Source organism: Natrinema longum, from assembly GCF_017352095.1.
In the GTDB taxonomy this organism is placed as follows: domain Archaea; phylum Halobacteriota; class Halobacteria; order Halobacteriales; family Natrialbaceae; genus Natrinema; species Natrinema longum.
In genome coordinates this window covers 3575724-3588874 of the sequence record NZ_CP071463.1, presented here as the reverse complement: position 1 = coordinate 3588874, position 13151 = coordinate 3575724, and the positions used below count along the sequence as shown (strand labels likewise).

Annotated in this window: 13 protein-coding genes; 7 read left to right on the top strand and 6 right to left on the bottom strand. The window is 64.8% G+C overall.

The window, feature by feature from the left end; all coding sequences use genetic code 11:
* Positions 1-89 precede the first annotated feature (89 nt).
* From J0X27_RS17795 to J0X27_RS17785, 3 genes are all read left to right on the top strand, one after another.
* Positions 90-437 carry an ArsR/SmtB family transcription factor gene (locus J0X27_RS17795; RefSeq protein ID WP_207270470.1) on the top strand — a complete coding sequence of 116 codons (348 nt, stop codon included), beginning with the start codon at positions 90-92 and terminating at the stop codon, positions 435-437.
* A complete protein-coding gene (locus J0X27_RS17790; RefSeq protein ID WP_207270469.1) occupies positions 434-745 on the top strand; it encodes a DUF7521 family protein in 312 nt (103 codons plus the stop codon). Before J0X27_RS17795 ends, J0X27_RS17790 begins: the two co-directional genes overlap by 4 nt.
* Positions 746-1136: 391 nt before the next feature.
* Positions 1137-1526, top strand: a complete 390-nt coding sequence (locus tag J0X27_RS17785) for a universal stress protein (protein WP_207270468.1) — start codon at positions 1137-1139, stop codon at positions 1524-1526.
* Here the strand turns inward: J0X27_RS17785 and J0X27_RS17780 are convergent.
* The 3 genes from J0X27_RS17780 to J0X27_RS17770 form a co-directional block, all read right to left on the bottom strand.
* Positions 1523-2311 (bottom strand): VOC family protein, encoded by a 789-nt coding sequence (locus J0X27_RS17780; protein ID WP_207270467.1) that lies wholly within the window; start codon positions 2309-2311, stop codon positions 1523-1525. The genes J0X27_RS17785 and J0X27_RS17780 overlap by 4 nt on opposite strands.
* A 48-nt stretch (positions 2312-2359) precedes the next feature.
* Complete coding sequence (locus tag J0X27_RS17775; RefSeq protein WP_207270466.1) at positions 2360-4075, bottom strand: Na+/H+ antiporter NhaC family protein; 1716 nt, start codon at positions 4073-4075, stop codon at positions 2360-2362.
* Positions 4076-4285: 210 nt separating this feature from the next.
* The gene (locus J0X27_RS17770) at positions 4286-5398 is read right to left on the bottom strand and encodes an OBG GTPase family GTP-binding protein (protein WP_207270465.1); all 1113 of its coding nucleotides are present in this window, start codon (positions 5396-5398) and stop codon (positions 4286-4288) included.
* Positions 5399-5631: 233 nt separating this feature from the next.
* Between J0X27_RS17770 and J0X27_RS17765 the strand changes: the two genes are divergently transcribed.
* On the top strand, positions 5632-7260 hold the full coding sequence (locus tag J0X27_RS17765; protein ID WP_207270464.1) for a COG1361 family protein: 1629 nt from the start codon (positions 5632-5634) through the stop codon (positions 7258-7260).
* Positions 7261-7271: 11 nt separating this feature from the next.
* Here the strand turns inward: J0X27_RS17765 and J0X27_RS17760 are convergent, their stop codons facing one another.
* A complete protein-coding gene (locus J0X27_RS17760; protein WP_207270463.1) occupies positions 7272-8579 on the bottom strand; it encodes a tRNA(Ile)(2)-agmatinylcytidine synthase in 1308 nt (435 codons plus the stop codon).
* A 175-nt stretch (positions 8580-8754) separates the two neighbouring features.
* Here J0X27_RS17760 and J0X27_RS17755 point away from each other — a divergent pair, with 175 nt between their 5' ends.
* Complete coding sequence (locus J0X27_RS17755; protein WP_207270462.1) at positions 8755-8952, top strand: DUF8141 family membrane protein; 198 nt, start codon at positions 8755-8757, stop codon at positions 8950-8952.
* A 214-nt stretch (positions 8953-9166) separates the two neighbouring features.
* Positions 9167-10132, top strand: coding sequence for a transcriptional regulator (locus J0X27_RS17750; RefSeq protein ID WP_207270461.1), 966 nt, complete (start codon positions 9167-9169; stop codon positions 10130-10132).
* A gap of 161 nt (positions 10133-10293) precedes the next feature.
* Here J0X27_RS17750 and J0X27_RS17745 read toward each other — a convergent pair whose 3' ends face one another.
* Positions 10294-10539: a glutathione S-transferase N-terminal domain-containing protein gene (locus J0X27_RS17745; protein WP_207270460.1), complete on the bottom strand. Its 246-nt coding sequence runs from the start codon at positions 10537-10539 to the stop codon at positions 10294-10296.
* Positions 10540-10666: 127 nt separating this feature from the next.
* Positions 10667-12094, bottom strand: a complete 1428-nt coding sequence (locus J0X27_RS17740) for an NCS2 family permease (protein WP_207270459.1) — start codon at positions 12092-12094, stop codon at positions 10667-10669.
* A 203-nt stretch (positions 12095-12297) separates the two neighbouring features.
* Between J0X27_RS17740 and J0X27_RS17735 the strand changes: the two genes are divergently transcribed.
* A complete protein-coding gene (locus J0X27_RS17735) occupies positions 12298-12960 on the top strand; it encodes a potassium channel family protein (protein ID WP_207270458.1) in 663 nt (220 codons plus the stop codon).
* The last annotated feature ends 191 nt before the right edge of the window (positions 12961-13151 follow it).

The window sequence follows — 13151 nt, the reverse complement described above, 5'->3', positions numbered from 1 at the left end:
GGTGCCCGTCGAGTCGCGAGCGCAGCGTTTTCTGAGCCAGAAAAACCGGACCGCTTTTCATATCGATACCGGAACGAAGGAGTAGACCAGTGAGTGAGGAAACTGACCTGTCGACCCTGCTTTCGGTCCTCGACGACGACTACGCACGGGACATCCTCACCCACACGAGCGTCGAACCCATGTCTGCCAGTACACTGAGCGAACGGTGTGACGCCTCCCTGCCGACGATCTACCGGCGACTCGACCGTCTCGAGGAGTGTCACCTCGTCACCGAAGAAACGGAACTCGCACCGGACGGGAACCACTACAGCGTCTACAGTGCGAACCTCGACCGGCTCGAACTGTCACTGGAAGATGGGTCGTTCTCACTCGAGATGTCCTATCGTGAGGAAGACGTCGCCGACAAGTTCACTCGCATGTGGGAGGGGATGCGATGAGCCGGAGCGTCGTTCGGATCGGCGAAGCGACGCTCCTCGAGTTGTTGACCGTGGCGAGTCTCTTCCTCGTTGCCCTTTTCGGGACGATCATCGCGTACCAGGCCTACCGTGGCTACCGCCGCAACGACGCCACGTCGATGTTCTATCTCGCCGTCGGACTCCTCCTGTTGACGCTGTTCCCGTTCCTGATCAACGTCGTCATCACGACGGTCGTCGATCCGGAGCAAATCGTCATCGCACTGCTCGAGAACGTGAGTCGACTGTTGGGGCTGGTTTCGATCACCTATTCGCTGTACGGCCGCCATTGACCGGTGACGCCGTCGGCTGGAGGTCGCTGAAACGACAGCCCAGAACGAGGATTTCAGCCATCGTCGACCGATATCTGGCGACCGCGTCGGGCCGAAGCGATCTGAGAGACGCTGCATCTACTGGCACGGAACGAAGCCGAGTGACACAGTACGTCCCCGCACGAGGGGGAGATAGCGGGGACGCGTGAGGTGGGTGTCGCAACCCGGGATGATCGGATACGGAGTCGCGGGGGACCGCCAAGGCGTGCGGGGATGGCCTCTCTCGTCCCCCACGCTCCCCTTTCGGTGCTGTCGTATTAGTACCGGAACCGCGTTTTCTCGGTCGGAAAATCCGAAAGTGTCAGCCGGGAACGTCCGCAGGTTCTTTGCGAGTACCGCCGTAGGGGTCGCTATGCACTATCTCGTCGGAACGGATTCCGTCCACACGATGGCAGCGGCCTGTGATTATCTCGACGATCGGGCGACCGCCGAGGATACCGTTACCGTGATCGCCGCCGCGCCGGCCGACGATCCACCGGCGCGCCGAGATGGCCAGGAAGCGCTGAACGTCGCTCCCGTTCGGCTCGCCACCGTCGGCGAAGTCGAGACGGCGCTTCGATCGGGGCCCCCCGCCGAGACGCTCCGCGAGGCGGCGGCCGAGCACGAGGTCGACGAAATCGTCGTCGGGGCCCACAGCGGCGATCCCGAGGCGACGCGCGAACTGGGATCGACCGCGCGACGACTCCTCGCGGCTGCGAGCCGGCCGGTCGTCGTCGTTCCGATCCCCGATCTCTCCGGTTAGAACGGGAACAGCGAGTCGGCCTCGAGGTCGCGCTCGAGGAGTTCGATCTCGTGGCCGTCCTGGTCTTTCGTGAAGGCGTACATGTCGTCGCAGCTCTCGGGGTCGCGGTAGTCGGCAGCGTCGCGTTCCATGAGCTGCTCCCAGTCCTCGTGGAGGTCGTCGAGGCGGACACAGAGGTGCCCCCAGGCGTCGCCCATGTCGTACGTGCGGCCGTCGTAGTTGTAGGTGAGTTCGACGGCCATCGCCTCGTCGGCCGCGTCCCGTGGCTCGACGAAGTAGTTCGCGAAGGTGTCGGATTCCCAGCGGCGGGTCTCGTCGTACTCGAACTTGCGGGTCCAGAAGCCAAGCGCCTCGTCGGCGTCCTCGACGCGGATCATCGTGTGATCGAGCGACCAGAGCGCACCCTCCTCGCGCTGGACGATCTCGATCTCGTGGCCGTCGGGGTCTTTCACGAACGCGTAGCGACCGCCACAGGATTCGGGATCGCGGTAGTCCTCGACGCCCTCGTCCATCAGTTGCTGGTAGTAGCCCTCGAGTTCGCCCTCGGGGACCCGGACGGCGATGTGGCCCCAGGCGTCGCCCACCTCGGGCTCTTCGCCCTCGTTGTGGGTGATCTCGAGCATCGCACCGTCCTCGTGCATCTCCTCGGGACCGAGATAGACGATCGTGAAGCCGTCGCCCTCGTGGCGATCCTTCTCCTCGTACTCGAGGTGGGTCTGGTACCAGTCGAGCGATTCCTCGAGGTCGGCGACGCGGATCATGGTGTGGTCGAGCGTTCCGTCCATAGACAATCACTGGCCTGCAGACGGCAAAAATATGGCGGAGATGGCGGCCTAGTCGAGGTCTTCCGGGGCGGATCCCGGTTCGGCGTCCGGCGTGCGATCCGTGCGGTCGACATCGACCGAGGACGCCCTGGGAACGAGGCCCTTGCGCTGGGCATCCACTGCCGACAGTCCGTAGACGAGTCCGACCAGCAAGACGACTCCCAGCGGCAGGAACAACACGGGTGAGACGCCCAAGAAGCCATAGAGCGCGTAACAGACGATCACGACGAACAGAACGGTGCCGGCGTAGTAGAGTTGCGTACGGATGTGATCGATGAGATCGGCCCCGGTGAACGTCGCCGAGAGCACCGAGGTGTCGGAGATCGGCGACGAGTGATCCCCGAAGATCGCACCCGAGAACACCGCGCCGACCATCACCGGCATGAGTTCGAACGTGCCGGTGAGTTCGTAGGCGACGCGGATCGAGATCGGCGTGACGATACCCATCGTCGCCCACGACGACCCCATGGTGAACGCGACGAACGCGGAGACGAGCAACACGACGATCGGGAGGACGGCCGGTGAGACGACACCTTCCGCGATGCCGGCGACGTAGCTGCCCGTACCGAGTTCCTCGGCGACCGCACTGATCGACCAGGCGAGGACCAGAATCGTCACCGCGGTCAGCATGAGGGCGAACCCGTCGAGTACCGTCTCGACGCCGTCACCGAGATCGAAGAGGTCGTAGGCCAGTCCGAAGAGGATCAGGGTCGCGACCATCGCGAACGACCCCCAGACGAGCGCGGCGGCGAAGTCGCCGGCACCGACGACGTCGACCAGTACCTGCACGAGGCCGTCGTTGTCGACAGCCGTCTCGAGCGACGTCGGCGCACCCGCCTCGGCCTGGTCCGAGACCCACGTCTGATAGCCGGTCCAGAACGCACCCGAGAGCGTGACCGCGATCAACACGAGGATCGGCGCGAAGAACGTCCGGAGCATCGGCCGCTCCTCGATCGGTGCCCCCAGATCCTTCTCGACCTCCTGGAGGGGCTGGGCCTCGTCGCGGTTTACCTTCCCCGTCCGCCAGGATCGGTGTTCGGCGTCGAGCATCTCCCCGTAGTCACGCTGGGACAGGACGATGATGCCCACCATCACGATCGCCAGTAGCGAATACGTGTTGAACGGAATCGATCCGACGAACGTCTGGAACGCCCCCGGCGTGTCGGCCGCGGCGAGGGCGTACTCCTCGCTCTCGACGAGGGCGGTGTATCCCTCGTCGATCATCGACAGCTGGAACGCGACCCAACTCGAGAGCCCGATCGTCGCCACGGGCGCGGCCGTCGAGTCGACGATGTAGGAGAGCTTTTCCCGGGAGATGCGCATCCGATCGGAAATCTCGCGCATCGTACTGCCGACGATCGCCGTGTTGGCGTAATCGTCGAAAAACAGGAGCAGTCCCAGTATCCACGTCGCCGCTCCGGCGTTGCGCGGAGTCTCGAGGCGGTTCGTCGCCCAGTTTCCGACGGCGGTCGCACCGCCGAGTCGCCAGATGAGCGCGACGCCCGATCCCAGCAACAGGGTGAAGATCAGGATCTGTGCGTGAAACACGTCCGCGATCGACTCGGCGATCCAGTCGAACGTTTGTCCGATGCCGATACTCCCGGTTGCGATAACGCCGCCCGACCAGATCCCCAGGAACAGCGAAAGGATCGGCCGCCGCGTCCAGATCGCGAGGACGATCGCGAGCAACGGCGGGACGAGCGAGAGTGCGCCGAAATCAGCCATACCTACCTAGTCTTCGGGCAGTCGTATATTTTTCACCGTTCCGATGCAATTCGTGGCAAATGAGATACCAGATTTGGTTTAGATGTGTGGGAGAGACGGCTTCAAACTTTCAAAATCCTATAAATTCACATTTTTGAATGAGGATGGCTCTATGAAACAGTCCCAGAACGCGTGTCGGGACGATACGTATTCGCGACGGGACCGGATCGGCTACCGACGCAGAATCAGTTTCAACACGTCCTCGTCCTCGAGGACGTGATCCTTCCCGACCTGCTGTTGATCGTGGGCGGCGCTGGGACCGGTCACCCGCGCGAAGCGGAACCGCTCTTCCATCTCCCCGCCGAGTTTCTCGACGGCCTCGCCGACGGTGGTCCCCTGCTCGACGACGAGCGGTTCCTCCCAGTCGATGCCGCGACCGGGTTTGTCCATGTAGACGCGGATGAGCCCGAGTCGCTCCCAGATGCGGTCTTTGAGTACGTCGAGGCCTTTCTCCTCTTCGGCGCTGATGAAGGTAACCTCCTCGGGGTCGAGATCGCGCTGGCGCAACTGCTCGTCGACCGTCTCCTTGTAGTCGGGATCGATCAGGTCGACCTTGTTGACGCAGGTGATCGAGGGGATGTACTCCCGGTTCTCCATCAGGCCGTCGACCAGCCGGTCGATGGAGACGTTCTCCTGGAGGTTCAGATCGGCGTTGACGTAGCCGTGTTCGCGGAGGACGTCCTTGATCGTCTTCTCGTCTAAGTCCTGGTCGGTACTCGAGGTAATCTTGATGCCGTCTTTGATCTTCGGTCGGACCGTGACCTTCGGGGGCTCCTGGTCGACGCGGATGTTGATGTCGTAGAGTTCTTCCTGGAGCCGATCGTACTGCTCGATTTCGAACACCGAGAGCATGAAGATGATCAGGTCGGCGTTCCGAACGACTGCGAGCACCTGCTGGCCGCCGCCTTTGCCCGCCGCCGCGCCCTCGATCAGCCCCGGCACGTCCAGCAACTGGATGTTCGCACCGCGGTGGTTCAGCATGCCCGGATTGACGTCCAGAGTCGTGAACTCGTAGGAGCCGGTCTCGCTCTCGGCGTTGGTCAGCGAGTTCAGCAGGGAGGACTTGCCGACGCTCGGGAACCCGACCAGGGCGACGGTCGCGTCGCCGTGTTTCTCGACGGAGTAGCCGCCGCCACCGCCGGAGCCGGACTGCTGGTTCTCGAGTTTCTCCTTTTTCTCCGCGAGCTTGGACTTCAGCCGGCCGATGTGGGCCTCCGTCGACTTGTTGTAGGGCGTATTGGCGATTTCCTCCTCGATTGCCTCGATTTCATCCTCGAGCCCCATTTGTCCGTACACAACCGGTCGTGCCGAAAAACCCTTTCGAGACACGGGCTGAACGAACACGGCGCGACGACCCCGACCGAACGCGGGGCCGTTCGAACCGATCCAACTGCTCCGTCGCCGTCTCCCGACTCCACGTCGCTCTCCTGGCGTCGAACGGACACTCGTTCCCTCCGACGTGTTCGTCTCACTAACGTTGTATTAGCTATACCTTCCTGTAGGACGTATGATAGCACATGCGACGGCGAGAATACGTTACGGCGGTTGGCAGTACTGCGGGGGCCTTCGCAACCGCAGGGGTGGGTGCCGGCCAGACGGGTACTCTCGAGCGCGTGTGTCCGACGGAACGCGCGACGGCGGTTCGACCCGGCGACGATATCCTGTTCGAGGCCGCGGCGACCCCGCCGGTGGAGCCGCCGGCAACCGACTGGCGAGTGGACGGCACCGATGGCCACGACGTCGCGCCCAACGCTCCGTTCTATAGCTACACCGACATCACGGGTCATCCGGCCGCCTACGGTCGGTTCGACGAGACCGGAACGTACGACGTGACCCTCGTCGTCGACGGGACGACCCTCTCCTGGACGGTCGAGGTCACCGAGAACGCGCCGGCGGCACCGAGTATCGACGTGACGTGCGACCCGGGGCCGGACGCCACGGTGACCGTCCACGACGAGATCGAAGTGACTGCAGTCGCCGCCGACGACGGGGGGACGCTCTGCCGGCTCTTCTGGCAGGAAGGGCGCAACGCTACCTACGTCGACCGCACCGATCTGTCGGGGGCGACGGCGACGGTCACGTACGAGACGACCGGGGGGAACGCCATCTGGTTCATCGGCGAGTATCCGATGATGGCGTGGGTCGCCTGCCGCGACGGGCGGCTCTCGGCCGCTCGAACCGACGGCCCGTCGGTCACGGCGTTTCACGACGTCGCGATCACCGACACGAACGCACCGGTTCGTGCCGGCGACGATCTCGTCGTCGAGGCCGAAATCGAGCCCCAGGGGAGTTCCACGTATCACGCGTTCGTCGACGTCGAGACCGATCTGATCGTCGGCCACGATCCCACCCACGTCGACAGCGAGACGGTCGCCGTCTTCACGGGACAGCGCGAGTCCGTCCGTCTCGAGTTCACGACGGCCACCGTCCGCAACACGCAGACGTTCCCGGTCCGCGTCGAGACCGCCCACGCCGCCTCGGAGACCGACGTCACCGTCATCGGAACCGACGATACCGGTTCGCGGGGTCATCTCGAGGTGACCGGTCTCGAGACGAACGCGCCGGTGACGGGCGGGGAGCGCCTCGAGGCGACGGCGGCGCTCGCGAACACGGGCGACGGACCGGCCAGTCGCGAGGTCGAGTTCGTCGTCGGCCACGATCCGACGACGGTCGATACGGCGGACGTGGTCGTCGCCGCGGGCGAGACGGAGACGGTCTCGCTGGGCTACGAGACCTATCCCGTCAGGAACGACGACGAGTTCCCCGTCCGCGTGCGGACGGGCGACGACAGCGCCGTCCAGTCGGTGCTCGTTTACGGGCGAGACGACGGTGAGCAGGGGAACGCGACGGTCGCCGTGTCGATTACCGGGACGAACGCGCCGGTCACCGGCGGGGAGTGGCTCTCGGTAACTGCCGCCCTCGAGAACACGGGCACCGCGACCGGCACGCACGAAATCGAACTCGTCGTCGGCCACACGCCCGAGGTCGTCGATTCCACGAGCGTGCGTCTCGCGCCGGGTGAGACGGGTACCGTTTCACTGGGGTACGAAACCTACCCCGTCTCGACCGACGACACCTTCCCGGTCGTGATCCGGTCACCCCACGCGAGCGACAGCCGGACGGTGACGGTTTTCGGAACGGACTGAGTCCGCCCCCCTTACCACTCGGGGTGTGTCGGCGCGTCGAACCCACCGCGGACGAGCGGCTTCGCGATGTGTCGGCGGGCACACGGGGGCACCTCGTACCAGCCGCGCTCGAGGTCGCGCTCGAGGGGCCGCTCGGCTTTCCCCGCAGTCCCGGTCCCACACGATCGACACCGATAGCCCTGGTTCCGACCGGCGCTGTCCATCGTTCGCCCGCAGTCCGGACAGGTCGGCGTGACCTGCTCGGTCCGAACGAGATCGCGGACAGCGAACTTCTCGAGCTTGAGCGTCCCGTCGCTCACCTCGCCGCAGACGGACACGTGGTCGCCGACGCGGAGGCGTCGAACCCGATCCCGGAATCGTTTGGTCGGCTCGAAGGCGACACAGGGTAGCCCCTCGCTCGCTCCCTCTTGGGGTTCGTCCCCGGTCGCAGTCGGGGCCGCGAGCTCGACGAAGACGTGGCCGCCACGGCGCGTTTCGGGCTCGCTCACGACCCGGCCCTCGACCCGATAGGCGCGCCCGTCGTCGAGATCGCCGATCGAACCGTTCCGGAGGTGGGCGTCCGTCCCCTGGTTCGTCACGAACGACTGGGTCGTGGCGACGGGTTCGCTCTCGATGCGCTCGGCGACCGACCGGACCGCGTCCGGATCGTCGCCGCGGATTCCGTGCAGGATCGGACCGGGCGTGTGGGGGACGCAGACGGGTTCGTCCTCGCCGCGGTCGACCGTATCCCAGACTTCGGGGTAGCCCCACTCCGCCGCCTCGAAGACGCTCTCGGGGTCGACCTCGCGGGGCGTCCCCCAGCGGTCGGGCTCGCGGTAGGAGATGTACTCGTGGGTCCACTCCGCGAGGGCTGCCCAGGCACCGACGGCGGCCAGCGCGCCGATCCGACCGCGGCCGTTCCCCGCGTGCCACGATCGGTAGCCACAGCGTTCGACGAGGGCCCCGGCGTCGGCGGGCTTGAGACGGTCGCGGATCGCCGCCAGCGCGAATTGCCCGACGTCGCGGGGAATCGCACGCTCCTCGGCGGCGTGGTCGGCGACGACGAGCCCCGGATTCGTCCGCTCGTCCCCGGTTTCGGCCAGTTCCTCGAGCCGTTTGCGGGCGATCTCGAACGCGCGGTCGGGATCGCAGTCGGTGTGGATCGCCAGCGCGGCGTTCCCCCGCGTCTTGTACTCGATGGCGGGGTTGAGGCGAACGAGGAGGATTCGCTGGACCGACCACTCGCTTCGACGCAGTTGCTCGGCGATCTGCGCGGCGACGTACGTCGTACACATCCCGCGCTCGCGCGAGTCGGTATCGTCGAGGGCGACGACGGTCATTGACGGTGCTTGGCGGGGGAACGGGTAACCCCTTTCGGGAGCGGCCGATCTCTCGCGTTCGTCACTGAGCGGTGGGATCGTGGCGTTCGATCACGCCCCCGTTCGGCTCCTCCCCCCGTATGATATTAAAATTCAGAAAACATTTCAAACTGATACTCTATGCACCGCTCACAGTATGTTCCGCTGGTTACAGTCCAAACCGTTCCAACAACAGATCGTGATACTCGCGCTCGTTCTCGATCCGCTCGGGTTTACGACGGGCTATCTTCTGGCTCCGTCGCTCGATGTCGAACCGCTCGTGGGCGGGGTATACGGGTTGGTCGCAGCGAGCCTCCCGCTCTCGATGTGGGTTCTGCGCTACGCCAGCCAGTAGGGTGCTCAACCGGACGGGTGCCACGTACTCGAGGGCCGACCCGTCGATACAGCAGCGAGGTGTACGATCCTGGTGGTATCGCTCGCGGCGTCAGGGCATCGTCGAGCCGGAAAACCCGTATATAAGTATACCTCCGGTACGGCGGCCAATCGCGACACGGCACACGGATACCCTGGGGAAAACGTCTTATAGGAGGAATCGCTTACAACCCCGTATGTCCCGCTCCGCACTTGTCGGCAACGTGACCGCGATGTTAGAGGACGCGGGATTCGCGGTAAGCGATCGGTGTGCGATCCGACCGAAGAGCTTCGATATCGCCGCGCGCCGCGGCGAGGACCTCATCCTCGTCAAGATCCTCGCGAACATCGACGCGTTCAACGAGGCGACGGGCCACGAGATGCGCCGGCTGGGCACCTATCTGGGGGCGACGCCGCTGGTCATCGGCCTGCGCAGTCGCGACGAGGACCTCAAACCCGACGTCGTCTACTTCCGACACGGCGTCCCCGTGTTCAGCCCCGATACGGCGTACAACCTGTTCATCGAGGAGGTCCCGCCGCTGATCTACGCCGCACCAGGCGGCCTCTACGTCAACATCGACGGTGACCTGCTGGCCGACGAACGCGAGGACCGCGACTGGAGTCTCGGCCAACTCGCCAGCGAACTCGGCGTCTCCCGACGAACCGTTTCGAAGTACGAAGACGGGATGAACGCCTCCGTCGAGGTCGCGATGGACCTCGAGGAACTGTTCGAGGCCCCCCTGACGAGCCCCGTCGACGTCCTCGAGGGGGCCGAGGACGTTCACGAGAGCGAGGCGACGCCGGACGACCCCGAGGCGGATCCGGACGACGAACAGGTGGTCGCCGTCCTCACGCGGGCCGGGTACAGCGTTCATCCGACGGCCCGATCGCCGTTTACGGCCGTCAGCGAGGACGAAGACGACAGCGACATCGTCCTCACCGGCCACTCGAAGTTTACCAAGGCGGCGGAGAAACGCGCCCGAATCATGAGTTCGATCGGGCAGGTCACGCGCACGCGATCCGTCTACGTCGTCGATCGGGCGAAACAGGACTCCGTCGACGGTACTGCGCTGGTCGAGCGCGACGAACTCGCGAAGCTCCGGAACGCGGCCGAACTTCGGGACGTCATCCGGGAGCGCTCCGAATACGAAGAGGCGGCCTGATCGCGTTCACTGGATTCTCCGTCTCGTTTCGATGGCTACTGTAGACGAGCGGTGAGCGTCGGTATCGGAACTCGCCGTCTCAGACGGTCTCCTGTCCGTCAGCGCCGGCGGGACCGGGACCGCCCTGCGGTCCCACCGGGAGATCGGGACGGCAAACCGTCTCAGGCGTACGTCTCCTCGAGATACTCGACGATGTCGTCGCTCTCGTTCATGCCTTCGACGCCGTTTGCCTCGTCGTTGATGACCGGGACGCCGGTCTGACCGCTGACGTTCTCGACTTCGGTGCGCTCGCCGTGGGAGCGAGGCACCTCGATGACGTCGTACTCGAGTTCGAGTTCGTCGAGTTTCGATCGGACCTTCGCACAGTACGGACAGCCGGGGAGTTCGTACAGCGTGATGTCTGCCATACGAGGCTAGTGCCGCGGAAGACGTATCAGGTCACCGGTCGACAGAGCGGTTGCCGGGACCGCGGTCGTCGACGGAGGAGGGTCAAACCGGCAGAGGAGCGTTTGGAACGGCACCCGGCGGTTGCCGTCAGAACGAGACCATGCCGGCGTCGACGGCAAAGTAGACGACGAAGTAGAGGATGAAGGTGACCGCGAGCGCCCACTGACCGGCCGACACGTCGTCGGCTTCGCCCATGGCACCTTTGACGAGCGGATAGCTCATGATGCCGGCCGCGAGTCCGTTCGAAATCGACGCAGTCATCGGCATGACCGTGATCGTCAGCCCGCCGGCGATCGCCCAGGCCGGATGCTGCCAGTCGATGTCGGTGACGCCCTGGAGCATGATGATGCCGACGACGACCAGCGCGAGGTAGGACGCGTACTGCGGGATGGCACTGATTACCGGAACGAGGAGCAAGGAGAGCAAGAAGAGGAGGCCGACGACCAGCGCCGTGAACCCGGTCCGCCCCCCTTCCTCGACGCCAGTCGAGGACTCGATGAACGTCGTCACCGTCGACGTTCCGATCATCGCCCCGACCGTGGTGCCGATCGCGTCAGCCATCAGCGGTTTTTCGATCTCGGGGAGGTTGCCGTCTTCGTCGAGGAAGCCGCCGATCTGCGAGACGCCGATGAGGGTCCCGGCCGTGTCGAAGAAATCGACGAAGAAGAACGTGAAGACCACCAGAACGAAGACGAGCGGATCCTCCGTGATCATCCCGAGGCCGTCGATGAAGCCGGCGACCAGCGGCGTGAAGTCGTACTGGACGCTCGCGACCAGACTCAGGACGCCCTCCTCGGTGACCTGCTCGTAGCTTCCGGGCGGAGTGAGCGTCCCCGGGGAGACGACGCCGACGACCGTCAACGCCCAACCGGCGACGGCGGTCGCGACGATCCCGATGACGATCGAGCCGCGAATCCCGCGGGCGTGCAAGATGAGCATCAACGCGAGCCCGGCGACCGAGAGCGCGGCGACGGCGCTCGTCGCGACGTTACCCAGACTGACGAGCGTCTCCGGATCGTCGACGACGATCTGCATCTCCTGAAGGCCCAAGAAGAGCAGGTAGACGCCGATCCCGGCACCCACTGCGAACTTGACCGGTTCGGGGAACAGTTCGATGATGTACCGTCGCGCACCGACCGCGGTCAGGAGAATGAAGACGACACCCTCGACGAAGACGGCGGCGAGCGCGACCTGCCACGGGACGCCGAGCCCGAGGACGACCGTGTACGCGAAAAACGCGTTCAGTCCCATCCCCGGTGCGAGGCCGAACGGCCTGTTCGCCCAGAACGCCATCACGAAGATCGCGGCCGCCGACGCGAGGATCGTCGCGACGGTAATCATCTGCGTGACCTCGCCGGAGTCGTAGCCCTCGAGCGCGATCGCCTCGCCGAGAATTGCCGGATTGACGACGATGATGTACGACATGGCCAGGAACGTCGTCAGTCCCGCGATCGTTTCCGTCTCGAGATCGGTATCGTGGTCGTCGAATCCGAAGAACGCTGCGAGTGCCCCCATATTGGATGTCCGAGCATAACCATACCGATTAGTTAAGCGTTCTTGTCCGGATCGACGAGAATCTATACACGCTTGTGGATAGGTGCCGGACGAGGCGTCGAATTCCGCCCCTCGAGTACTCGTTCCGGGCCGTCAGGGTCATGAGTCGCGAGGAGTGGTGGCCGGACCAACGTATTTGACCTCGGAGCGCGTACCACGCTCCCATGAGGTTTGTCATCGTGGGTTATGGTCGGGTCGGCTCGCGGACGGCAACGATTCTCGCCGAGGAGGGCCACGAGGTCGTCATCGTCGACAACGACGTCGACCGTATCGACCGTGCCAGCAACGACGGGCTCGAGACGGTCCGTGGTGACGGATCGGACGAGGACGTACTCGTCGACGCCGGGATCGAAACCGCCGACGCGATCGGCGCGTTCACGCCGGATCTCAACGCCAACTTCGCGGCCTGTATGGTCGGGACTCACCACGGCTGTCGGACCGTCCTGCGGATCGACGAGGACTACCGCGAGGACATCTACGAGAAGTACGCCGAGGAGGTCGACGAGATCATTTACCCCGAGCGGCTGGGCGCTGCGGGTGCGAAGACAGCCCTGCTCGGCGGCGATTTCAACGTCGTCGCCGACCTCGCTGCGAACCTCCAGTTGACCGTCCTCGAGATCCAGGCGGGGTCGCCGGCGGTCGGGAAACGAATGAGCGAACTCGAACTCCCCGAGACTGCACGGATCTACGCCCACGGTCGCGCACGCGAACCGCTGACGATTCCGCTTCCGGGTACCGAGCTCGAGGTCGGTGACGAGGTCGCGGTCATCACCGAAACCGATCGGTCGGACGCGGTTCGATCGGCGTTGTTGCCCGCGAACGCCTGAGGACGAACGGTCCCGGTCGCCAACAGGGACACTCCTCGGCGGACCGATCGTCGATTCGAATGGGGAGGGGGAGGGGGAGAGGAACGGGAGCAGGCGCGCGGCGGCGGGATGGGGGGAAGGAAACCGCCACGCGCCTGTTCGTTTCGTCGTCCCGGTACCAAATAAAACCGCGTCAGACGACCGCCCGACGG

What these genes read in the sequence shown, in the direction of transcription:
- J0X27_RS17745 (WP_207270460.1), bottom strand. Translation starts at nt 10,539, where the DNA reads ATGGCAGACATCACGCTGTACGAACTCCCCGGCTGTCCGTACTGTGCG.
- J0X27_RS17755 (WP_207270462.1), top strand. Translation starts at nt 8,755, where the DNA reads ATGTTCCGCTGGTTACAGTCCAAACCGTTCCAACAACAGATCGTGATA.
- J0X27_RS17750 (WP_207270461.1), top strand. Translation starts at nt 9,167, where the DNA reads ATGTCCCGCTCCGCACTTGTCGGCAACGTGACCGCGATGTTAGAGGAC.
- J0X27_RS17740 (WP_207270459.1), bottom strand. Translation starts at nt 12,094, where the DNA reads ATGGGGGCACTCGCAGCGTTCTTCGGATTCGACGACCACGATACCGAT.
- J0X27_RS17790 (WP_207270469.1), top strand. Translation starts at nt 434, where the DNA reads ATGAGCCGGAGCGTCGTTCGGATCGGCGAAGCGACGCTCCTCGAGTTG.
- J0X27_RS17775 (WP_207270466.1), bottom strand. Translation starts at nt 4,075, where the DNA reads ATGGCTGATTTCGGCGCACTCTCGCTCGTCCCGCCGTTGCTCGCGATC.
- J0X27_RS17735 (WP_207270458.1), top strand. Translation starts at nt 12,298, where the DNA reads ATGAGGTTTGTCATCGTGGGTTATGGTCGGGTCGGCTCGCGGACGGCA.
- J0X27_RS17760 (WP_207270463.1), bottom strand. Translation starts at nt 8,579, where the DNA reads ATGACCGTCGTCGCCCTCGACGATACCGACTCGCGCGAGCGCGGGATG.
- J0X27_RS17780 (WP_207270467.1), bottom strand. Translation starts at nt 2,311, where the DNA reads ATGGACGGAACGCTCGACCACACCATGATCCGCGTCGCCGACCTCGAG.
- J0X27_RS17785 (WP_207270468.1), top strand. Translation starts at nt 1,137, where the DNA reads ATGCACTATCTCGTCGGAACGGATTCCGTCCACACGATGGCAGCGGCC.
- J0X27_RS17770 (WP_207270465.1), bottom strand. Translation starts at nt 5,398, where the DNA reads ATGGGGCTCGAGGATGAAATCGAGGCAATCGAGGAGGAAATCGCCAAT.
- J0X27_RS17765 (WP_207270464.1), top strand. Translation starts at nt 5,632, where the DNA reads ATGCGACGGCGAGAATACGTTACGGCGGTTGGCAGTACTGCGGGGGCC.